The 23,683-nt window shown below is 57.7% G+C and carries 12 protein-coding genes; all 12 read left to right on the top strand.

All coding sequences use genetic code 11. The annotated features are described in order from the left end of the window. The first annotated feature begins 93 nt into the window (after positions 1–93). The 12 genes from QEH54_RS18590 to QEH54_RS18535 all read left to right on the top strand — a co-directional run bounded on the left by QEH54_RS18590 (position 94) and on the right by QEH54_RS18535 (position 23,595). On the top strand, positions 94–2,643 hold the full coding sequence (locus tag QEH54_RS18590; protein WP_309020210.1) for a glycoside hydrolase family 2 TIM barrel-domain containing protein: 2,550 nt from the start codon (positions 94–96) through the stop codon (positions 2,641–2,643). A 38-nt stretch (positions 2,644–2,681) separates the two neighbouring features. Further along, complete coding sequence (locus QEH54_RS18585) at positions 2,682–4,862, top strand: serine hydrolase (protein WP_309020209.1); 2,181 nt, start codon at positions 2,682–2,684, stop codon at positions 4,860–4,862. Between the two features lie 40 nt (positions 4,863–4,902). Further along, positions 4,903–5,862 carry an alpha/beta hydrolase gene (locus QEH54_RS18580; RefSeq protein WP_309020208.1) on the top strand — a complete coding sequence of 320 codons (960 nt, stop codon included), beginning with the start codon at positions 4,903–4,905 and terminating at the stop codon, positions 5,860–5,862. A gap of 81 nt (positions 5,863–5,943) precedes the next feature. Next, entirely contained in the window at positions 5,944–7,404 is a 1,461-nt protein-coding gene (locus tag QEH54_RS18575; protein WP_345785679.1) for an alpha-L-arabinofuranosidase C-terminal domain-containing protein, read from the top strand. A 124-nt stretch (positions 7,405–7,528) separates the two neighbouring features. Next, on the top strand, positions 7,529–9,094 hold the full coding sequence (locus QEH54_RS18570; RefSeq protein ID WP_309020206.1) for a carboxylesterase family protein: 1,566 nt from the start codon (positions 7,529–7,531) through the stop codon (positions 9,092–9,094). Between the two features lie 64 nt (positions 9,095–9,158). Next, the gene (locus QEH54_RS18565; protein ID WP_309020205.1) at positions 9,159–9,614 is read left to right on the top strand and encodes a DUF3237 family protein; all 456 of its coding nucleotides are present in this window, start codon (positions 9,159–9,161) and stop codon (positions 9,612–9,614) included. Positions 9,615–9,642: 28 nt separating this feature from the next. Continuing rightward, positions 9,643–11,418: a CocE/NonD family hydrolase gene (locus tag QEH54_RS18560; protein ID WP_309020204.1), complete on the top strand. Its 1,776-nt coding sequence runs from the start codon at positions 9,643–9,645 to the stop codon at positions 11,416–11,418. A gap of 34 nt (positions 11,419–11,452) precedes the next feature. Continuing rightward, complete coding sequence (locus QEH54_RS18555) at positions 11,453–12,583, top strand: glycosyl hydrolase 53 family protein (protein WP_309020203.1); 1,131 nt, start codon at positions 11,453–11,455, stop codon at positions 12,581–12,583. A gap of 201 nt (positions 12,584–12,784) precedes the next feature. Continuing rightward, positions 12,785–14,098 (top strand): VCBS repeat-containing protein, encoded by a 1,314-nt coding sequence (locus tag QEH54_RS18550; RefSeq protein ID WP_309020202.1) that lies wholly within the window; start codon positions 12,785–12,787, stop codon positions 14,096–14,098. Between the two features lie 321 nt (positions 14,099–14,419). Beyond that, the gene (locus tag QEH54_RS18545; RefSeq protein ID WP_309020201.1) at positions 14,420–17,401 is read left to right on the top strand and encodes a TonB-dependent receptor; all 2,982 of its coding nucleotides are present in this window, start codon (positions 14,420–14,422) and stop codon (positions 17,399–17,401) included. Positions 17,402–17,559: 158 nt separating this feature from the next. Continuing rightward, the gene (locus QEH54_RS18540) at positions 17,560–19,308 is read left to right on the top strand and encodes a tetratricopeptide repeat protein (protein ID WP_309020200.1); all 1,749 of its coding nucleotides are present in this window, start codon (positions 17,560–17,562) and stop codon (positions 19,306–19,308) included. Continuing rightward, complete coding sequence (locus QEH54_RS18535; protein ID WP_309020199.1) at positions 19,309–23,595, top strand: FG-GAP-like repeat-containing protein; 4,287 nt, start codon at positions 19,309–19,311, stop codon at positions 23,593–23,595. Positions 23,596–23,683: the final 88 nt, after the last annotated feature.

The following is a 23,683-nucleotide window of genomic DNA, read 5'->3' as shown; positions in this document are numbered from 1 at the left end:
CTCTCGGGCGCGTGCGAGCTTCCCTCAACCCCTAAATTTCAACTCCCGCCAACATACCCCACTACGTTTCCTAAACCTCGAAAAGTACCCCATATGATGAAGAAGAGCCTGCCTATCCTGTGCTGTGTCGTTCTTGCTTCGACGGCGTTTGGCGCCAGCGAAGCTGCGCTTAACCCTAACCAAATCAGCCTCGATTCCACGGCTGCCCGCGAACGGCAGACCTTCGACTTTGGCTGGCGGTTCTCCCTCGGCGACGAGCCGAAGGCCAGTAGCCCTGGTTTTGACGACGAAAGCTGGCGTTTTCTGGACCTGCCGCACGATTGGAGCATCGAAGGTCCGTACGACAAAGACGCGCCGAGCGGCGGTTCGGGCGGCTATCTTCCCACGGGCATCGGCTGGTATCGCAAGACCTTTACCTTGCCGGAAGAGGCTCGCGGAAAGCAGGCCCGCATCCAATTCGACGGCGTCTACCAGAACAGCACGGTTTGGATCAATGGGCACGAGCTCGGCACGCGGCCCTTCGGCTACGCGACCTTTCATTACGACCTCACGCCGCACCTCAACTACGGTTCCACGCCCAATGTCATCGCCGTCCGGGTGGACAACTCCGATCAGCCGAATAGTCGCTGGTACTCGGGGTCTGGCATCTACCGTCATACTTGGCTGACCATCACCGACCCGCTGGCGGTCGCCCCATTCGGTGTTTACGTGACTACTCCTGAGGTTTCCGCCGAGGCGGCAACCGTTCACGTGCAGGCGAGCGTACGCAACGAACGCCCTGAGGGGACGCGCTTCACGTTGCATACTTCGCTTCTGGATTCGCGTGGCGAGGCGCTCGCCCAGAACGTGGAGGAGGTATCCGCTCCTTCCGAGATCGCTGCGGGAGGGGAGCTTGAACTGGCCGCGACTTTGCACGTTCCTACGCCGCGTCTTTGGTCTCCGGATACGCCGGAGCTTTATCGGGCGAGGACTGAGCTGCGGGTCGATGACGTGGTGGTCGATTCGGTGGAAACGACCTTTGGCATCCGTGAGCTCGTCTACGACGTGGATCGCGGCCTGCTGATCAACGGCGAGCAGGCCAAGCTCCGCGGCATGTGCCTGCACGAGGATGGAGGGGCAGTTGGCACAGCGGTACCCGAAGCGGTACTCGAGCGTCGTTTGCGACTGCTGATGGAGATGGGCTGCAACGCGGTGCGGGCGAGTCACAATCCCATGGCTCCCGAGTTCTACGAACTTTGCGACCGGCTAGGGATGCTTGTGATGGACGAAGTGTTCGACGAATGGACGGTGCGGAAGCCGCAAATCAAGTTTGGCTACTCCGACATCTTCGAGGAATGGTTCGAACGCGATGTAGTTGATTTTGTCCGACGCGACCGCAACCACCCGTCCATCGTGATGTGGAGCGCCGGCAACGAGATCGGCGAGCAACGCTCCGAGGTCGGAATCGAGGTACTCGGAAAGCTCATAGAAATCTTCCATCGCGAGGATCCTACGCGTCCCGTCACGGCGGGCTTGGACAATGTCTTCAATGGTGATGGCCGGGCTCCGGAGGCATTCACCGAATTGCTCGACGTGGTTGGATACAACTACCCCGATCGTTGGGGGGACCGCCGCGAGCTTTTGCATTCCGATGACCGCCGCGATTTTCCGGAACGCAAATTCGTCCATACCGAGAGTACGACCGCTCGCGGCACTCGCGGCGAATACACCTTTGGTCCGCTGCTGGGCGGAGGGTTTTCGTTCGCGGAAAGACGGGTGCTGCCGGGCAAGGGACCGGAGGCCGCGCTCTACCTCGACGATACGGTGCAGGCCGAACGGATCTGGAGATTCGTTTCGCTCAACGACTACGTGATCGGCGACTTCGGCTGGACGGGAATCGACTACCTGGGCGAGGCACGCTGGCCACGAAAAGGGGCCAGCCCGGGACCGCTCGATACTTGCGGCTTCAAGAAGGACCAGTTCTATTTCTATCAGAGCATCTGGACCAGCGATCCCATGGTGCATCTGTTGCCGCACTGGAATTGGCCGGATCGCGTTGGCGAGATCGTACCGGTCGTGGCCTACACGAATTGCGCGGTGGTTGAACTGTTTCTCAATGGACGGAGCCTTGGCCCGAAGTCGCACGAGTTTCCCGCCCAAGGGACTGAAGGCGGCTGGGCCAGCTATGCCAAGACCGTGATTCGCCCCACCACGGGCGACATGAAGCTCGTTTGGGACGTGCCCTACGAACCCGGCGAATTGAAGGCCGTCGGCTACGACCGCGACGGAAACGTGGTTGTGACGGAATTCGTGCGGACGGCTGGCGACCCGGTCAAACTGGAGGTGACCATCGACCGCGCGTCGATAGCCGCCGACGCCCGAGACGTTGCCCACGTCACTGTACGGGCCCTCGACGCGAACGGCGTCTTCGTTCCGCTTGCCGACAATCAGCTGACCTTCGAGCTATCCGGCTCGGCGAAACTGATTGGCGTAGACAATGGCGATCTCGCGAATCACGACAACTATCAGAGCAACAAGCGACCCCTCTACTATGGAATGGCCCTTGCCTTGTTGCAATCCACGCTCGAACCCGGCGAAGCGCGACTCGTGGTGAGCAGTCCCGGCCTGCCGGATGCATCGGTCAGCCTAGCAATCGGCGACTAACCTAAACTTTTAAGTATCTAAAAACAGACTACATGCAAATGAGAACGATGATTCGCAGCTATCCAAGCGTTAGGTCCGTCATTACGGCTTCGGCTGTATTTGCCGCAACCGTGGCGAGTGCCTTTGCGGGCTCGCCCCAAGAGTTTAACCACGATCCCGATCTCGCCGCCCTCGGTGTGAGCGCTGCGGAGATCGAGCAAACGGACGCGCTGCTGCAGTCCTTTGTCGACGACCAGAAGCTCAACAGCGTAGTGGGCTTCGTGGCGAAGGATGGCGACGTGCTTTATAAGAAGGCCTTCGGCTTGAAGGATGTGGAAAACAAGGTTCCTGCTGAAGAGGACGACTACTACGTTCTCATGTCGCAGACCAAGGCGGTCACGACGGTGGCGTTTATGACCTTGGTGGAGCAAGGGCTTGTCTCGATCCACGATCCCGTGTCGAAATTCTTTCCCGAGATCCCGGACGAGGTGGTGACGGAGGTTCATGAGGATGGGACCTACGAGACGCGGCCAGTGAAAACGCCCATGACCTTCGTGCATCTGATGACGCACACCTCGGGCTTGGGCGCGGGCAAGGTGCGAGATATTCGCATGGCAGAACGCAAGGGCGACGATGCTCCGGCTGGCTTTGGTGGTAGGATGCCTGACAAGGTGCCTAGCGGCCAGCACAGCGGGGGAGGCAATCCGGAAGCGAAGTATCTCGAAGAAGAAATGATCGCCCTGGCCAAGTACCCGCTCGGGTTCGATCCGGGCTCGAAGTGGAACTACCACGTGAGTTCGAATATGCTGGGCTACCTTGTGGAACGCATATCCGGAAAATCGCTACAGGAGTACGTGAGGGAGACAATCCTCGAGCCCTTGGGCATGGACGATACGGATTGGTACTACGAGCCGGAGGCCTTGGATCGTTTTGTGAAAGCCTACCGCTCCGTGGACGGAAAGCTGGAGCCCGGCACCAATATGTACAGCGAAGGCACGGTTAGCGAACAGCAGACCTATGCGGAGGGAGCGATTGGCTTGAATGGTCCCATCGAGGACTATGCGAAATTCTGCCAGATGTTGCTCAACAAGGGGATCTTCAACGGAAACCGTATCCTGAAACCGGAGACGGTGGAGCTGATGACCATGATCGATCGTTTGCCGGAGAATAGCGGCGCGGAGGAAGGCTTTCAATTCGGACTTGGGTTCGAGATACACGAGGAGAAAAAGCCTGCTCCTGCCGTTTCGGACTCCGCATTCGCCTGGGGCGGCATGCTGGGCACGGCTTACACCATCGATCCGGAGAACGATATGGTGACGTTGTTTTATACCAACATGTTCGGTCTTGAGCCGCTGTATCCAAAATTCATTGCCCAAGCCTACGAGCTAGCGGGAGTGTCGGAATCCGGAGAAACGGTTGCAGAGGTTGTGCTGGAGGAGGGCGGACGTGGCCCGCATCCTGCGATCGTTACGGAGGACGCGTCCTTGCCGGGGATGACGATCTACCGGCCGAAGGACTTGTCGGCTTTCGGAGATTCCGAAAGGCTTCCCATCCTGCTTTGGGGAAATGGGGCCTGCGTGAACACGACGCAGGAGCATAAGCTCTTTCTTAACGAGATCGCTTCGCACGGGTACCTTGTACTGGGGATTGGCTTGCTGGACCGGCTGGATCTGCGCGACGATCTCGCCAACCAGAAGACGCAATCGAGCCAGCTCCTCGAGGCCCTTGATTGGATTCTCGAAGAAAACGAAACCCAAGGCAGTGTGTTTTACGGCAAAGTCGATCCGGAGCTGGTGGCGTCCATGGGCATGTCCTGCGGCGGCTTGCAGGCGATCGAAATTTCCGGCGATCCGCGTATCCGGACTACGGTGGTTTGCAACAGTGGCGTGCTGAAGGATCCATCTCCCATGCGCGGAATGCCTGATCTGAAGAAGGACGCCTTGGAGAGCTTTCACGGTCCGGTTCTCTACCTGATGGGCGGTCCGAGCGACATCGCCTACAACAACGCCATGGACGATTTCGCCCGTGTGCAGCACGTACCGATTGTCATGACCAACTTGGACGTCGGCCACGGCGGCACCTACGCCCAGCCCCACGGAGGCGAGTATTCACCTGTGGCGCTTGCTTGGCTCGATTGGCAGCTCAAGGGCGAGAAGGCCGCGTCTAAAATGTTTCTCGGAAAGAACAGCCAGCTGGCTCGCGACCCTGACTGGAGCGTCGAAGTGAAGAATTTCGATTAGACTCTTTTCGTATCTGAACCCCAAGTACAGGAACCACCCCATGCGCTACCTCATCATAGGACTTTTGCTTTTCGCCTCCACTATCCTGAAGGCGGGAGCCCCGCCGATCCCGGGGGATTGGACGAGCGGCTACGCTTACGCGAACGGAATTCGTATCCACTACTACCGGGCAGTGCCGGAAACGGAAAAGCCGGTCATCGTCATGGTGCACGGGGTGACGGACAATGGCGTGTGCTGGTCGACGCTCACGTGGAAGCTGCAGGAGGATTACGATATCTACATGTTGGATACGCGCGGGCACGGCCTTTCGGATCCTTTCACGCCCAGCGACGACGGCGACACCTTGATCAAGGACGTGGTGGAGTTCGTGCGGGTAATGGACATCGAAAAGCCGATTCTCATGGGGCATTCCATGGGAGCGGCCACGGTGATGCGCATTGGGGCCGAGTACCCGGATCTGGCTCGGGCAGTGGTCATGCTCGACCCGTTTGTGGGTCGTCGGGGACCGCCTCCGGGAAGCCGCGATGAAGATGGCGAGGCCCCGGCCCGTCGTCCTGGCCCGCCGGCTCGCGAGCCGAATCCGGAGACCTTGTCGTTCAGCATGCACAACTCGCCGGAGTATCTCGTTGCCCAGAACAACTACAGCTACGACGCCCTCGTGGCGAAGGCCCGCCGCGACAATCCGCGCTGGAATCTAGCGGATTGTCAGTATTGGGCGCTCTCTAAAAAGCAGTACCACGGCGCCTACAGCGATCAGGCGTGGCAGGCGATGTCCGGAAGCATGCGGACCGAAGACGCCTTGGCTGCGATCCCAGTTCCGACCCTGATCTTGAAGGCCGATGCGTCCCCTGAACAGCGCCAGGCGCACCAAGAGGCTGCTAAGGTGATGCAGAACGGGAAGCTCGTGCACATCGACGACTCGGGTCACAACCTGCATCACGACCAGCTCGCGAAAACCACGGAGGTGATGGTGGACTTTTTCTCCGAGCTGAAGGACTAATTGTAGACTATGAAACTAACCTACTTAATCGCACCCGGACTTATGCTGGCATCCCTCGCCGCAGCGGAGCCAGTCCATGAAATGACCGTCGATACCGGCGCGTCGAACGGCCACATCAGCCGCCATATCTACGGACACTTCGCCGAGCATCTCGGCCGGGGCATCTACGACGGATTTTGGAAGAAGGATGACAACGGCGACTACATTGTGCGCGACGACGTGGTGGCAGCCATGAAGGAGCTGGGCGTGCCGAACCTACGCTGGCCGGGCGGCTGCTTCGCCGACTACTACTTCTGGCAGCACGGCATCGGTCCGAAGGAGGATCGTCCCACAGTGGTCAACAACCTCTGGGGCGGCGTGACGGAGGACAACTCCGTGGGCACTCACGAGTTTCTGGCGCTCTGCGAAGAGTTGGAAGCCGATCCGATCGTGGTGGGCAACGTGGGCAGCGGCACCGTCGAGGACATGGCCAATTGGTGGCAATACATCAATCACCCCGGCGAGAGTCCCATGGCCAAGCTGCGCCGGGAGAACGGTCGCGAAGAGCCATGGAACGTCAGCTTCTGGGGCGTGGGTAACGAAAGCTGGGGCTGCGGCGGACACATGCGTCCCGAGTACTACGCGGACTTGTATCGCCGTTTCTCCACCTTCTTGCACGGCTACGGAGACGTGAAGCCGTTCCGCATCGCCACCGGACCTTCCGGAAACGACTACCACTGGACGGAGGTTGTCATGGAGCTCGCGGGCGACCGCATCGACGGTCTCGACCTGCACAACTACACGCTCGACGGCACTTGGGCCAAGAAGGGCGAAGCGATCGATTTCGACGAGAGCGGCTGGTTTCGCATGATGAAGCGGGCCATGGATATGGACGAACTTATTACCAACCATTCCGCGATCATGGACGAATACGATCCGGAAAAACGCGTTTGGTTGATCGTGGGCGAGTGGGGCACCTGGCACGAACAGGAGGAAGGCTCGACTCCCGGGTTCCTGTATCAGCAGAACTCGCTGCGCGACGCCTTGATCGCCTCGACTATCCTCGACATCTTCCACCAGCATCTGGATCGCGTGAAGATGGCCAACATCGCCCAGACCATAAACGTGCTGCAGGCCATGATCCTCACCGATGGGGAGCGAATGCTCAAGACGCCGACGTACCACGTATTCGATCTCTACAAGCCGCACCGCGAAGCGACCGCGCTGGCATTCGAGCTGGACCGCGGCGAGTACGAGCGGGACGGCGAATCCATTCCAGCGATCAGCGCCACGGTTTCCCGAAACGATGCTGACCGTATCCACGTGAGCCTGACAAACATCGATCCGAACGAAGCCCGAACGGTTGAGCTGAGTTTCAGCGAACTCGATGGCATGTCAGTCAAGTCGGCTCGCATCCTGACCGCAGAGGAAATGAATGCCCACAACACCTTCGACGCTCCCGACGCCTTGGTTCCTGTCGTGTTCGACGGCGCCAAGGTTTCCAACGGCAAGCTTGTTGTTTCACTGCCGGCGAAGTCCCTCGTGACGATCGCTATTGATTAAAAGGAAATGTATTCAACCGCTGAGGACGCGGAGATCGCTGAGATTCTATATTGGGTTCAATTCTCTGCGTTCTCCGCGAACTCTGCGGTTTATAAAAATCTCCGACCTCAACCCCTGTTGACTTATGCTCCTTAACCGAATTCCCCATTTCTGCCTGCTGCTCGCTTGCGCTTGTGGTGCTTCTCTATCTGCCCAGGGCGATCTCGTGGTGCAAACTGCGGCTGGACTGGTCGAAGGTGTGCAGGAAGATGACCTTCGCGTCTTTCGCGGCGTTCCCTTTGCCGCTCCACCGGTAGGCGAGCTTCGTTGGAAGGCCCCGCAACCCCTCGAACCGTGGGAAGGTGTGCGGCCGGCTAAGGAGTTCGCCAACGATCCGTATCAAGGCGACGGATCGGGTAATGTGGGCGAAGACTGTTTGTATTTGAATATCTGGACACCTGCCGAAACCGCAGAGGAAAAGGTTCCAGTGCTGGTTTGGATTTACGGGGGCGGTTTCTCTTTTGGCTCCACGTCCATCCCGGTGCACAACGGCGAACACCTCGCTCGCAAGGGTGTGGTGTTGGTCAGCATCAACTACCGCGTAGGACCGCTGGGCTTCCTGGCCCATCCGGAGCTAAGCGCGGAGTCGCCGCGTGACGTTTCGGGAAACTATGGCTTGCTGGACCAAATTGCCGGCTTGCAGTGGATACAGGAAAATATTTCGGCTTTCGGTGGCGATCCTGACCAAGTGACGATTTTCGGCGAGTCCGCGGGCGGCATTGCGGTGAGCATGCTCTGCGCGTCGCCGGAAGCGAAAGGACTGTTTCACGGGGCGATCTCGCAAAGCGGCGGCTCCTTCGGGCCGACCCGGCCCACAACGTATCCGGGAGAAAACATGAAGACCTTGGCCCAAGCGGAAACGGCGGGTGTTGCCTTCATGAAACGAGCGGGTGCGGAATCGTTGGCCGAGCTGCGCGAGCTCGATCCCAGTGCCATGCCTCCCGGTTTCGGAAGCGGGGCGGCCTGGCCGATCGTCGATGGCTGGGTCATTCCGGATGATCAGCATGTACTGTATGAGAATGGAGAATACAACGATGTCCCGGTGCTTGTTGGCTACAATTCCGACGAAGGGCTAAGCTTCCCGTCGGGTAGGACGGCGGAGGAGCATATCGCCAACGTGGAGAAACGCTATGGACCGTTCGCGGATCGATTGCTGGAAGCGTACCCGATCGATGGTGACAGAATCGGGCACGCGGCCCGCGGCCTGATGCGCGATGCTGCGTTCGGTTGGCAAACCTGGAGCTGGGCGAAACTGCAGGCCGAGACTGGCGAGGCTCCGGTCTATTTCTACTATTTCGACCAACATCCGCCGCGAGATGGAGAGTCGCCGGAAGCCGATCATGGAGCTCCTCACGGTCTGGATGTGCCTTACGTTTTCCAAACCTTGAACCGCGAAGACGAAAGCCTCACCGAAGACGATTGGGAGCTGTCGGATACGATGGCGACCTACTGGACGAATTTCGCCAAGCGCGGCGATCCCAATGGCTCAGCGGTGCCCCAGTGGCCGCAGTTCACTGAAGAGCAGGAGAAGGTCATGGTATTGAAAGAGTCGTTACAGGTTGGTCCGGTGCCCGATGCCGATGCCCTCGAGGTGTTGGACGACTATTTCGAATGGCGTCGCACTGAGGAAGGCAAATCGTGGGCCAAGTAGAAAGGCGGAATAGACGCGTATGATTCGAATCTTCTTTTTTTGCTTACTCGTTTCCTTCGTCGCCGTGAGCGACAACTTGCGAGCTGAGGATGATCGGGATAGAGGAGGGGACTTTGAAACGGAATTCGTCTACGAGGCGCATGTCACGATCGGCGAGATCGTGGAGGTGGGCGAGACGTCCAAAAGCATCCGTCGTTACATCCCGATAACAGGAGGCCGCTTCGAGGGACCGCGACTGAAGGGGACGGTCCTTCCCGGCGGCGCGGATTGGCAGACGGAGCGGACAGATGGGGGGATCGAACTGGATGCCTTGTATTCGATGCGTTGCGACGATGGAACGGTGATCATTGTTCGAAATCAAGGGATCATCTCGCCAGGTGGATCGTATCTGAAGACCACCCCGACGTTTACCGTCCCCGACGGACCGCACGACTGGCTCGACGACTTTTTGTATTTTGGAACCGTAAGCGGTAGCGAAGAACCGGATACAGTGGTGATTCGTGTGTATCGCGTAAAATAAACCTCGTTCAGACAAGCGAAAATCTCACATGAACTACCCCAAAGCCTTTCTCAGTCTCCTAGCAGGAACGCTCGTATGTTGCGGCATGCAGCGTTCGTTGTTTGCCGAAACGAAGATTTCCAAGCCCGGCGTTTACCAAGGCTACAGCGAGGCGATCTATGCGGACGATTTTGATCTCAGCTCGCGCTACATCGAGATGAGGGATGGCGTAAAGATAGCCATCGATATCTATCGTCCCAAAGATAAGGAGACGGGCGAGGTCGTAGAAACGCCCTTGCCGGTCGTCTGGATGCACACGCCTTACAATCGCAGATACAATGGGAGCAAGGACAAGCTGACCGTCGAAGACTACGCGGGCAGCGCTATCGAGCTAGTAAAATATGGATACGTAGTGGCTACGGCTGACTTTCGGGGGCTGCATGCTTCCTTTGGGCACAACGAAGGCTACAACCGCGGCGAGTGGGTGGGTCCCGCCCGCTACGACGCCTACGACATTACGGAATGGCTCGCTGACCAGCCATGGAGCAACGGGAACATCGGCATGTGGGGCTGCTCCGCCACAGGCGGCAGCCAGATGCAGGCTGCGACCACTGCGCCGCCGAGTTTGAAGGCCATGTTTCCCATGAGTTTCGAGTTCGATGTCTACGACTTTCGAGGCGCGGGCGGTATCGTGGCTCCGAGCCGTTGGACGCCGAAGCCGGGAGATCCTCCGCCGCATGAGGTTCGCGACAGATTGGCGGCTCCGGTGGACGAGGACGTCGACGGTTCGCTTCTCGAGGCTGCCAAGGCCGAGCACGAGGGCACGATCGAAACCGTCGGACACATTCCCTTCCGCGACGGCTATTCGCCAAACCTCACGGACGACAGCGCCAAGCAGTGGTGGATCAAGAGCAGTCCCGCAAACTACTTGGACGAGATCAACGATTCCGGGATCGCCATGTACATGGCCGTCAACTGGGACGAAGGCTACACCAAGCCGGGACCGTTTTTCGCGATCAACAATTTCAAGGTTCCCTCCAAGTTCATTGTAGGCCCTGGAGTCCATTGCGATTGGTGTCCGGCGAAAGAGATGACAGGGCTCGATATACTGACCGAGGAGCTCCGTTTCTTCGACTATTGGCTGAAGGGGATCGATAACGGCATCATGGACGAAGATCCCGTATACTATTTCACATATAACGCTCCGGAAGGGGAGGAGTGGCAATCGGCCAAGGCGTGGCCGTTGCCGAATGAAAAGCGCGTCGATTTCTATCTCGGGGAGGGCTCGCTCAGCCGCTCGCAGAAAACGGAGGGCGAAGGTAAGGACGAAACGGTAGTGATTTATGAATACAGTCGCGGAGAGATTCCGCTGGGTTCCTTGATCTACGAAACCGAGTCTTTGCAGGAAGCCGTGCAGGTGACCGGACACCCAACGGTGAATCTGTGGGTGTCATCGACGGCGACGGATGGGGATTTCGTGGCTACGCTGCGAGACGTCGCTCCGGACGGTTCCGTAACGTCCTACAACACGATGGGCCAACTGCGAGCATCGATGCGCAAGCTGGCGGAGCCGCCCTATGATCGGCTGGGATTGCCGTATCACCGTTCCTTCGAATCAGACGTTCAGCCATTGATTCCAGGCGAACCGGTTGAACTTTCGTTCGACATCTTGCCTATCTCGATAACTTTCAAAGAGGGCCACAAAATCCAGCTTGTGGTCAGCTTCGTGACCCGAGGCACCCCTGAACTCGACCCCGCGCCCGTCGTCACTCTCTATCGCGATTCAAATCACCCCTCTTATTTGACGCTGCCAATCGTCGAATAGTGTCATTGCCAAGCCGATACGGAAAACTGTCATCATGAACCACACCCTACAATCACTGCGAACGTTTTTATCCCGCATTTCTATGGCGGCCTTGCTGGCCGCGCCTTCCAGCCTTCTTGGTGCCGGCGCTTCCGACTACGCGATCGGCGCCGACGTGTCGTTTCTTGCGTCGGCGGAAGAGAGAGGAACGGTTTTCAAGGATGATGGAGTCGCCAAGCCGGGCCTTGAGATTCTGAAGGACAACGGCTACAACTGGATACGCCTGCGGCTGTTTCACACTCCGTCCAACTCCGAACGCTTCCCGTTGCCCAACGATCTTGAATACACCATCGAGCTCGCGAAAAAGGCCCACGATCTCGGGTTCAAGTTCCTGCTGGACTTCCATTACTCGGACACGTGGGCGGATCCTTCGAAGCAGTTTCTGCCAAAGGCATGGGAGAACCTCACGCACGAAGAGTTAGTCGAAGCGGTGTTCGCCTACACGCGTGATACGATCGTTGCCTTCCGCGAAGCGGGCGTAATGCCCGACATGGTGCAGAACGGAAATGAAATCACCAATGGCATGCTCTGGCCACATGGCAAGTTGCCGGAAAACGAGGACAATTTCGCGGAGCTCGTCCAGGCAGGAATAAACGGCGTTGATGCGGGCCGGGGGAACTTGCCTCGTCCGAAGATTATGGTGCAAGTCGAGTCGAGTGGCAACAAGGCGAAGACCAAGCGTTTCTTCGACGCCCTTTTCGCGCGTGGGGTTGACTGCGACGTGCTCGGCCAATCGTACTATCCTTGGTGGCACGGATCACCGCTCGACCTGCGCGAGACGCTCAACTTCATGGCTCTCGAGTACGGCAAGGAAGTCATGGTGGTCGAAGCGGCCTATTGCTGGCGTCCGACCGAATATAAGGAGCATCCCGGACCGTTTCCCGAAACGCCAGAAGGCCAACGCGAGTACCTCGAGACCGTGCACGAGATTCTGCTCGATGTGCCCAATGGACTTGGAACCGGCATTTTCTGGTGGGAGCCCATGGTCCACATCCGCCCAGGCAGTACCGGCGGCATCGGCAGCCGTGGCATGTTCGACGACGAAGGAAACGCATTGCCGGTGATGGACGTATTCATTAAGTGGTCACGTGGAAAGGTGCCGCAAGATACCGAAGGCGGTGATTGATTTATCGATTTGTTCGACAAACAAAAGTCGGCGTCGTAGGCGAAATTCGTCAACTTTTCGTCTCGCGAAGATCTGGCAGCGAGTAGGTCTGGAATGCGAAGATCATAAACGGTTTGACAGAAGGAGCCGGGAGTGGGATGGGGTCGATCGCTCGGCTCTCATTCGAGGGCTTTTCCGAATGTGATTTTGAGATACGCGTATATGGCTCGTTCCCTGAAGTCTCGTTTGCTGTATCCAGTCGATAAGACGCTGTATCGACTTTCAGCTGCGCTTGCGCTGAGCGTGGCGGCGGTCCTCTTGAGTGGATGCGGCGACGCAGGAGAGAGCTCTGGGGAGTCGGAGCGTGTTGCCGATTCCGTATTGGGACTTGGATACCTGAATTGGAGAACCATCGGCGATCCAGTGGAAGGGTTTCCGTGGGTGACGGATATTGCGATCGTTGATTTGGATAGCGACGGTCTTGTCGATGTCGTTTTCACGGAGGGGCGGTTGAACAAGGTTGCTTGGATTCGCCAGGTGACGCCGGGAGTTTTCGCGGAGTTCGTCATAGCGGAAGGAATCGCGGGAGCCGCTCACGTGGAGGCTTGCGATCTGGATCGGGACGGAGATTTGGACCTTCTGGTTGCGAGCATGGGCATCGTGACGCCCAACGACCAGAAGATCGGCTCGGTGATCGTGCTGGAAAACGACGGCAACCAAAGCTTCAGCGAGCGCGTTCTGGTCGAGGGAATCGATCGAGTCACCGATGTGCAAGCGGGGGATCTCGATGGAGATGGCGATCTCGATCTCTCGGTCGGAGCGTTTGGCTATTTCGAGGGAGAGGTCTTCTGGATGGAAAACTCGGGAAACTGGGAGTTCGAAAGCCACAATCTTTTGAGTCTGTCGGGAGCCATTCATACGCCGGTGGCGGATGTGGATGCCGATGGTGATCTAGACATCATCGCCCTGGTTTCCCAGGACTGGGAGGAGATCTACTTGTTCGAGAACCGAGGCGATGGCAGCTTTCAGGCGAGAGTGCTGCATGGGTCAACCAACAAGGATTACGGAAGTAGCGGTATTCAGTTAGTGGATATGGACCAGGATGGTGACGTGGATATCGCGTACACGAACGGGGACGGATTTGACTACGCCACTCCTGGGGCGAGGCGCTGGCATGGTGTCCAATGGCTGGAGAATGATGGCGCAGGAGACTTCACCTTTCATCGTATAGGCGATCTGTCCGGAGCCTATGCCCCGTCAGTGACGGATATCGACGGGGACGGAGATTTGGACTTCCTCGCTACGAGCGCTTTCAACGATTGGTCGGACTCCTCCGCAGTTTCGTTGGCCTGTTACGAGAACCTCGGTTCAGGTCGCTTCGAAAAGCGCATCTTGGCCCACGCTCCGACCCATTTGATCACCTTGGAAGCAGGCGACCTCGATGGAGACGGTCGCGACGAGCTGGTGAGCGGAGGATTCTATTTTTACCCTCCTATGGAGCACGTCAGCCGAGTGAGCGTTTGGGATCGGGACTAGAAAGTCCCTCTAGGCTGTCTCTCATTTGACGGCGCTTTTGGTTGTTCTTCACGGAAATCGAGAGGGGTATTGAACGTTTTCTGAATTTGCTTGATTTCGTGAAAGTAAAATAGTTTTACTAAAAATCTAACAGATCACTGATGCGCGTTCGACTTTCGCACCAGTGTCTTTCTTCTCCGAGCCGATCGAACCTAACCGCTCGCAGAGCGCCCCAGCATAAGAAAACTACCCTAATCACCCCCAAGGCGACGAACGCTGTCTGGATTTCGATATCCTCGCAAGGCGCTCGTTGACGCCTGTTATTAAACAATCTAACTAGATATGAAACTGATTGATAAACACCCCCACATATCGCGATCGCTTGCCCGAAGGGCGGCTATCGCTGCCCTCGTATCGGTCGTGCCACTCTCAACAGGTTGGACGCAAACCGATGACGAGGAAGAGGAAATCTTCACGCTGTCTCCTTTCGAGGTGAGCGCGGACGAGGACCAAGGCTACCGTGCTAACAGCACTCTGGCAGGCAGCCGTATCAACACCCAGCTGAAGGACGTCGCCGCTTCGATCAGCGTAGTGACGGAGGACTTCATCGAGGACGTTGGCGCTGCCGACTTGAACGACATTCTCGTTTATACTTCGAACACGGAAAGCACGCTTAACTACACCAACGCGGGCGGAAACGGGACGCAGGACTTCGTATCTGACAATCCGAACATCCAGAACCGTGTGCGTGGATTGGGGAACGCCGAATTGACGCGCGATTTCTTCCGCTCGATCGGCGGCAGCGTCGGCATCGACGCCTACAATCTCGAGCGTGTGACCGTCAATCGCGGCCCGAACTCCATCCTCTATGGTATGGCTGACCCAGCTGGTGTCGTGAACTACATGACCAAGAGCGCAGTGGTAGCTGAAGACAGCAGCGAGCTGTCGCTCCGAGTCGGATCGAATTCGGATTTCCGGTCCACCGCGGACTTCAATCGGGTGCTGATCGAGGACAAGTTGGCGGTGCGCGTCCTTGGACTCTGGGCCGATCGCGGCTATCAGCAGCAGCCTGCCTACTACCACGACAATCGGCTGAACCTGGCGACCACTTACAAGCCTTTCGAGAACGCCACCTTCAAGCTGAACTACGAAGTGGTGCGTCAAGAGCAGAACAATCCGAACTCCATCACGCCGATCGACTACGTGTCGGAGTGGGTCGAGCAGGGAAGGCCGGCTTGGAACGCGGCGGAGCAGCTGTACAGCGAGGCTCCCGAGTATCTCACCCGCCCGCAGAACGTGGGCGCCGTAGCGATCACCGACTACGATGGAAACACGGTTCAGTTCCTCACAGGAGGCAATGACCGCTGGTTCACCGGAGTCGTGCAGCAGCGAGGCGACGCGGACAACTACACCTCGGTGGCGTTCTCCGACAACAAGATCGCTCCCTTCCACGACATGAACCTCAACCCAAGCTTGCGCAACCACGACTTCGAGGCCCTGTCGCTCAGCTGGGACCAGAAGCTCGCGGAAAACCTGTATCTGAATATCGGATACCTCAGCGAGGACTACGAGGAGGACACCCAGCGCTTCACTTGGGGCTTCCAGATCTGGGTGGATAACAATTCGCACTTCATGGACGGCACTCCGAATCCGCACTTCGGCGAGACCTACGTTCCTCAGAGAACGCTCGACAGCAAATCGATCCGCAACGCCGACAACGAGATGCTGCGCGGCACGCTGACCTACGAGCTGGACTTCCGGGATCGCAACAAGTGGCTCGGTCGCCACAACTTCACGGCGTTGGCGGAGCGCCAGGAGACGGGAAACACCAATACGGTTTTCAACGAAATCCGTTCCGAGCTGGTAGACTACCTTCCCACGAATAACCGGGTAAACGAGGACTTGTGGCAGATGACCCGCATCCGCTACCTCGGCGGCACTGCTGACTCTCAAGCCACCATCGCTCCGGGCGTTCCGGACCTGACGCCATCAGGCGTGCCCAATCTCTATTGGGATGCGGACGCTGGCGCCTGGGCGACGGATAGCTACAGCTCGATGTTCACGCCAAAGCGTCGCGATGTTCAGGCTGAAACCGTCGATTCGACTGGTTTCATCTGGCAGAGCTACTGGCTCGACGGGAGAGTAGTCGGCACTGCAGGCTGGCGCGACGACACTCAGGAGAAGGCTACGAATTCCTACACGGCGCTCGGTGATGACGGATTGCTGATTCTCGGCGACTCCGCGGGAGAGCCGGCTGAATCTGGCGGTTCTACCACTACCATGGGGGTCGTCGTTCACCCGCTGGATTGGTTGAGTCTGCACTACAACGAGTCGGAAAACTTCCGTCCCGCTGCCACTCAGGTCAACATGTTCGGCGAATCCGTGCCGCCTCCGACAGGCGAGGGCGTGGACTTCGGCTTCGGGCTCAACCTGCTCGAGGGCAAGATGAACCTGCGCGTCAACTGGTACGAGGTCGAGCAGAGCAACAATCGTCTGCCTTGGGGGCCTCAGATGCGCCTCGCCCAGTGGGAGCTGCTCTTCATCGACCGCGTCGTGATGCCTGACGTGGCCGCGCTTGAGGGTGTGCCTTATACGCCGGTTTCGCCTCTCGAAGTGGGTGACATCAATATCGTATCCACGTCCGAAATGACTTCCGAAGGCATGGAGATCGAGATGATCTACAACCCGACAGAAAACTGGCGCTTCATGGCCAACGTTTCTCAGCAGGATGCCGTTTCCTCCGCTATCGCTCCGGCCGTTACGCGGTTCCTCGAAGAGGCTCTTCCGTATTGGCAAAACCTCGACGGCGGTTCCGTCTGGAACAGCGAATTCACCTACTCGACATGGGGCTTCGAGGGCAATCCGTCAGAGTTCTACGACGCTTTCCCAGCCTTCTCTGCTGCGACCTACCGGGCAGCGGAGGGTACCACCAATCCCCAGCTTCGTGAATGGCGCGCCAACGCCATCACTAACTACACCTTCACCGATGGCGCTATGAAGGGCTGGAACGTTGGCGGAGCGCTGCGTTGGCAGGACGATGCGGCGATCGGTTTCCCGACCATCAACAATGAAGCGGGTGACGTGATCGGGTTGGAGCTCGACAGTCCCTATATGGACGAAGCCACTCTCGACGTCGATTTCTGGATCGGATTCGACAAGAAGATCATGGGCGACCGTGTGGACATGAACATTCAGTTGAACGTGCGCAACCTCACTCGCAACGAAGGGTTCCAGGCGATCAACGCTAACTCGGACGGCGAGGAGACTGGCTTCCGTATCGAGTTTGGTCCCACCTGGACCATGCAAACGACGTTCAGCTTCTAACTCTGTTTTATCTTTGCGGTAGGCTGCCCAGGCATAGGGGCTTGGGCAGCCTTTGTCTTTTCGCAAAACGAGGGTCTCCTCGCGAGAGGCGAGGTTAGCTAATTTGTAGTCCTTCGCCTTTTTTCACACATGACGTTTTGATAGCCTGCGAATCCCCGATGCTGCATTCAAAATCTAAACCACTCCTTTTCGTTTCCCTCGCGATCGCTGTCGCGCTGGCGGTTGGTCTATTTTGGGGCGATGCCGATGGCAGGTCAATTCGTTCGGCGCTACCGGAGCGTCCGGACACCGAGGGCTTTCCGGCGGCATTGGATCAGCGCTTGGACCGGGTCGAGAGTCGACTCATCTGGCCGTGGAACGACCACGCTCAGTCGGTGCTCGAGCTGTCGGGCCTGTATCATATAAATGGATTCAACGAGGAAGCGTTGAGGTGCTACGAGCTCGCCTTGAGTTTTGAAGAGGTCGAAGAGGATCTCCTGCTTTATCGTCGGTCGGATCTGGCGAGTCAGATGGGCAACCTCGGTCTGGCGCGGACGTCCTTGCAGCAGTGTTTGGAGAAGTCGCCTTACTATCTGCCGGCCCGACTCAGATTGGCTGAACTTGAATACAAGTCGGGAGACGCCGATCAGGCCTTGGACCGATATCGTAGCATTCTCGATACGCACGAAACGCAGCCGCATGCTTTGCTGGCTATCGCTCGGGACCAGTTGCGAGAAAACCGTATCCACGAATCGATTGTTACTTTGAAGAAACTGGTGTTAGCGAATCCTGACTTTTCGGACGGGTTCTCGCTGCTTAGCCAGGCTCTGGATAGAGCGGGGCAAGATCAGCTCGCTGCGGAAATCCGCGAAAACGCTCCTCGTCGAAAACCGTCGCCTCTAGCGGATCCGTGGCTCGATTCGCTGATGGACGATTGCTACGACAGCCAGCGGCTCAGTTTCGTGTTCGAGAACCACCTCAAGGCCGGCGATCTCGATCGCGCTTTAGAATTGGTGGACCGCATGGAAGCGATCCGCCCGAACGACCCTCAAGCGTACCAACAAAGAGGATACGCGTTCTACCAGGTGGGCCGCTACGAGGATGCGGCAGACGCTTACGAGCAAGCCCTAGCGTTTGGTGGAGATCCTTCCACCGTTCGCTATTTTCTCGCTGATGCCCTTGCGAGAGGGGGATTGAACGGGCGTGCGGAGTCTGTGGTGAGCGAAGAAATCGCGCGGACTGGAGGAGATGCAGACCTCCTAGTCTTGATGGCGTCTCTCGCCGAAAGAAGGGACAGCGGTGAACAAATCGGCTGGCTAGAGAAAGCCTTGGCGAAGGATCCCTATCACATTGAAGGAAATCGCCAGGTTTCCCGGCTCTATTGGAGTTTGGGAAAGCGAAAGGAATCGATTCAGGCCCTTGAGCAGCTGCGTCAACTGCTGCCGCAAGACCTTGCTTCGCGAGTCATGATCGGCCGATATGCTCTCGAGGTCAATCAACCGAAGGATGCCATCGATCCGCTGCAGGAGGCGGTGGAAATCGACCCGGAGAATCAGGATGCCAGCGCCTTGCTCGCTTTGGCTTACTTGCGTTCAGGAAACGAGCAAGCTCGCGCGGGCGCCTTCGAAGCTGCCATCCGATTCTACGATCGAGCTATCGATGTATCGGCAGATGGCGAGGAAGCTTACCTGAATAAGGTTCAGCTTTGCCTGAAACTCGAGCGTTACGATCTGGCGGAAGCCACTGTATCGAACCTGATCGAGCGGCGACCTAACGACCCGGTTTTGTATGTAAGCCTTGGGGACGTGAGAATGGCCTCCGGAGATTTGGAAGGCGCGAGGGCTAGCTGGAAAGAGGCTTTGCAACGTAGCGAGGGGAACCGCGAATTGCTCAGGGTTATCGAACAGAGGCTCAGAGAAAACGGCTAAATGAAGGCGAGCCTTTCAACTTTGATTCGGACGTTTCTTGGCGTCGGAATGTTGGTGTATTCGTTGGATGGATTCGCCCGGTTTACCAACGTGAGCGATAGCGTGGGAATCGACTATCTGCACGCAGCTAAGGAGGAAGTGCCGAGCAACCAGGAGTTGGGTCTTGATCGAGTGACCCACACGCCGGTTTCAAACCATGCTGGCGCTGCCGCGTTCGACGCCGACGGCGATGGGTGGACGGACTTCGTGGCGGGGCGATACAACAAGCCCCCAGTGTTGTTCATGAACCAGCGGGATGGAACCTTTGCCGAAGAAGGATCCGCACGAGGTCTGTCGGTGGCGCTGGACAGCGGCGCCTTCGCCGCGGGGGACTTCGATGGAGATGGAGATACGGATCTGTTCGTGGTGCCGCACCGGGGCGAGCGCTACTATCTTTTCATCAACGATGGGGCGGGCTTTTTCACCGAGGAAGCCACGCAGCGGGGCGCAGCAGTTCCGACGAGCGAGCTTCCGCACGAAGGGCACAGCGTCGGTTTGGTCGATTTCGATTTGGATGGATACTTGGACGTTTACGTGAGCGAGTGGGGACCGGATGCAGGAGTGGAGCCGGAGCTGCACTCCGTATTGTTGAGAAACGAGGGGGCGGAAAATCCAGGACATTTCGAGAACGTGACCGTTGCCGCCGGACTGGTGCAACCGGAATCAGGCGTGGAGCGTCAGCATGGTTTTTCCACTGGTTGGGCCGACTTTGACGAGGATGGCTGGCCGGACTTGGCTTTGATGGCGGATTTCGGAGGGAGCCGCTTCTACTGGAACCGCGGGGATGGAAGCTTCGCTGAGGGCACCGACACGGCTGGAGTTGGCTTGGACGAGTTCGGCATGGGGATCGCGATCGCGGACTACGACCTGGATGGCGACTTGGACTACTACGCCACGTCGATCTTCGACCAGAAGCTCTACGGGGAAACCGGAACCAATACCGGAAACAAGTTGTATCAGAATTCTGGATCTAGACGCTTTTTCGAAGTCGCGAAGGCCGCCGGAGTGGATCGCGTCGGATGGTCGTGGGGGGCTGCATTTTTCGAATATGACAACGATGGAGATCCGGATCTGTTCGTCACAAACGGCATGGATTCGGCGGAATGGGAGGTCTTCTTTTATCAGGACGCTCTCGTCGATCCCACCACTGTCTTTCAAAACGACGGCGCGGGACGGTTTAACGATATCACCGCCGCGTCGGGAGTCGGGGACAGGGGATATGGCAAAGCCGTGGTGGTGCTCGACTATGACAATGACGGTGACGAGGACGTGATCGTCACCCAAACCTTCGGCAAACCGATCATCTATCGCAGCAATGCATCCGAAAACGGAAAGAAGTGGATACGCTTCCGCTTTCAGGGCGATCAGTCGAATCGCGACGGAATCGGGGCGGTAGTGCGAGTGACCGATGGAGAAAGAACGCAGACGGGTCTCTACAATCCGAGCAACGCCTACATGGGGCAACGCGAAGGCGTATTGCATTTCGGACTTGGCGATGCCGGCGAGTCGGTAGATTCGATCCAGGTGGTTTGGCCGAGCGGCATTAGACAGGATATTGAGAACCTGAATACGAACGAAGTTCACGTGATTGTGGAGCCGGATGTCGAGCTGCTTGCTCCCATCATCGAAACACAGCCCATTGGCGGGACCTTCGAGGTGGGTGAGCGCTTGGAGCTTTCGCTAGAGGTTTTGGGCGGGACTGGCGTGACGGTAAGTTGGGAGAAGGATGGCGAATCTATCTTCGGGGCCGATCGCCAAGATTTTGAGATAAAGCGCTTGCAGCCTTACGATGCCGGTGTCTATCGGGCTCGGGTCAAAAACGCGGCGGGAGAAACCCTGACCAAGGAAGTGATAGTCGAAGTGACGGTCGATCTGCAGGATCACTCCGTCGCTCGTTGGTGGAACGAGTTCCTGTTGGACGCGATTCGTAAGGACTTTCCCGCCCCCACCATCCATGGGCGTAATTTGTATCACCTATCCGCTACCATGTGGGATGTCTATTGGGCATACGAAGAGGACGGCTGGGAACGTGCGCAAGCTGTCTTTCATCAAGAGGCGCTTTCCGAAGCGGACTGGTTCGGCGATCGAATCGCCGCCCAGCGCGAGGCGATTAGTTACGCGTGCTACCGTGTATTGAAAAGACGGTACCAGAACAGCGTGAGTAGCGAACGGATACGGTACAACATCGACTGGCTGATGGAGCGCTTCGGATACGACCCGTCCATTGAGACGACGGTAGGAAACGCTCCTGCGGCGGTGGGAAACCGGATTGCGGATTCCATCCTCCAGCAGACGCTAGACGACGGCTCGAATGAAGCGAATGGTTACGCGGATACGAGCGGCTACGCTGAGGCAAACGAGCCGATGGTATTCAAATTGCCCGGCGCAAATATCGACGATCCGAACCGCTGGCAGCCGTTGGCCTTCGATTTCCGGGTCACGCAAAATGGCATCCCTAGCGAAGAGAAGGTCCAGAGCTTCGTGGGGGTCAACTGGCGAGAGGTGGACACCTTCGCGATCGAGAAGGATAGCGGCATTACCATCGCTTGGGATCCAGGCCCTCCGCCGTTGTTTGGCACGGAAACGCATGACGCGTTTGTCGATGCGGCGGTGGAGGTTATTCGCTATTCCTCCCTGCTGGATCCCGCTTCCAGCGAGATGATCGATATCTCGCCTGGAGGGCTTTTGAACAATCCTTTGGGAACGAATGACGGCGAGGGGCGTAGTGTAAATCCGGTTACGGGCCGGCCGTACGAGCCAAATCTGGTCAGGCACGCCGACTATGGTCGGATCCTGGCGGAGTTCTGGGCCGATGGACCGGCCTCGGAAACGCCGCCCGGCCACTGGAACACGCTTTTGAACGAAGTGAGCGAACACCCCTCATTCGAGCGAAATTACATGGGGCTCGGAGAGGAGATGGACGAGCTCGAATGGAACATCCAATCCTACCTCGCTTTGAACGGAGCGATGCACGACGCCGCGGTGGCGGCTTGGACCCTCAAGCGGCAGTACGACTATTCGCGGCCCATCTCGATGATCCGTTGTTTGGCAGGTTTCGGTCAGTCGAGCGACCCTGACGGACCGAGCTACCATCCAGACGGATTGCCGCTGATAGACGATTTAATCGAAGTGGTTACACAGGAGAGCTCGGCGCAGGGAGAACGTCACGAACACTTGGCGGCGGAGGTAGGTAAAATTGCAATACGAGCCTGGGCGGGAGAACCCGCGGACCACCACTCGCAGGTAGGCGGGGTCGATTGGATCCTCGCGGAAAACTGGATGCCGTATCAGCGTAGCACGTTTGTTACGCCGGCGTTCGCAGCTTACGTTTCCGGTCATAGCACCTTTAGTCGGGCTGGCGCGGAGGTCATGTCGCTATTGACGGGGTCGCCATTTTTCCCTGGCGGCATAGGGCAGTACACTTTTCCCAAAGGCGATTTTCTCGAATTCGAGTACGGCCCCAGCGAGGATGTCGTCTTGCAGTGGGCCACCTATTTCGACGCGGCGGATCAAGCCGGGCTTTCTCGCTTGTACGGTGGCATTCACGTTCGAGCCGATGATTTCATCGGGCGAACCTTGGGCGCTCGAATTGGAGTGGAAGCGTTTTTGAAAGCGCATTCTTTGCGGACAGGTGGAAGCGAAACGGGCGCCTTGGCTCGCTCGCTGATCGGCATGTCCACAGTCGCGGGAACGGATGGACGTTTCGTCGCTCTGGAATTCGTAGACGGAATCTCGAGGCCTATTGCGAGAGCTAAGAGTGTTGCCTCGGCGGAAGCTGAAGATCGAGAAGGGCTGTATTTCATTTTCAACGACAGCGGTTCAGGAGAAGGGACGGATTCCTACCAAATCCTCGCTCGCGCGGACGGGCTTACGGATATACTCATCTCTGGGCCGGTTGGTCGGAGCGAAGGCGTGTCCGTGCGCTTTGAAGTCGAAGGCGGAGAGAATCGTTTGATCGCGATTCGGGCATGGTCGAGCGAGGACTCGGTGTCGACATCGACCATCTCTCTTTGGCAGTCAGGGTCGGAATCGGAGACGTTGCTGGCCTCGAACAGCTCGAGAATTCAGGGCGATGTCGACTCGATCGTAGAAGTGTTGGCGTTGCGAGATGGAATGAGCCCGAGCGAGGCGGCGGAGTTTACCGCAGCCCTCGTCACTCCGATCGGTCCCGGCAACTATCGCGTCGAAGTCACGGGCGAAGGAGCAGCCGACGTCGCTCGCCTCGAAATCGAAGAAGTGAAATGGTAGCAAAGCGAATAAAGTATTGTTTTAACAATGGTGAAATAGTTCAATCGCCTACGAAACATTCGAACATGCTGCAGCCGGATTCCTCTCA

The organism is Pelagicoccus sp. SDUM812003, assembly GCF_031127815.1.
Lineage (GTDB): Bacteria > Verrucomicrobiota > Verrucomicrobiia > Opitutales > Opitutaceae > Pelagicoccus.
The sequence above is the reverse complement of the archived record's forward strand: the minus strand, read 5'-3'. Positions and strand labels throughout refer to the sequence as shown.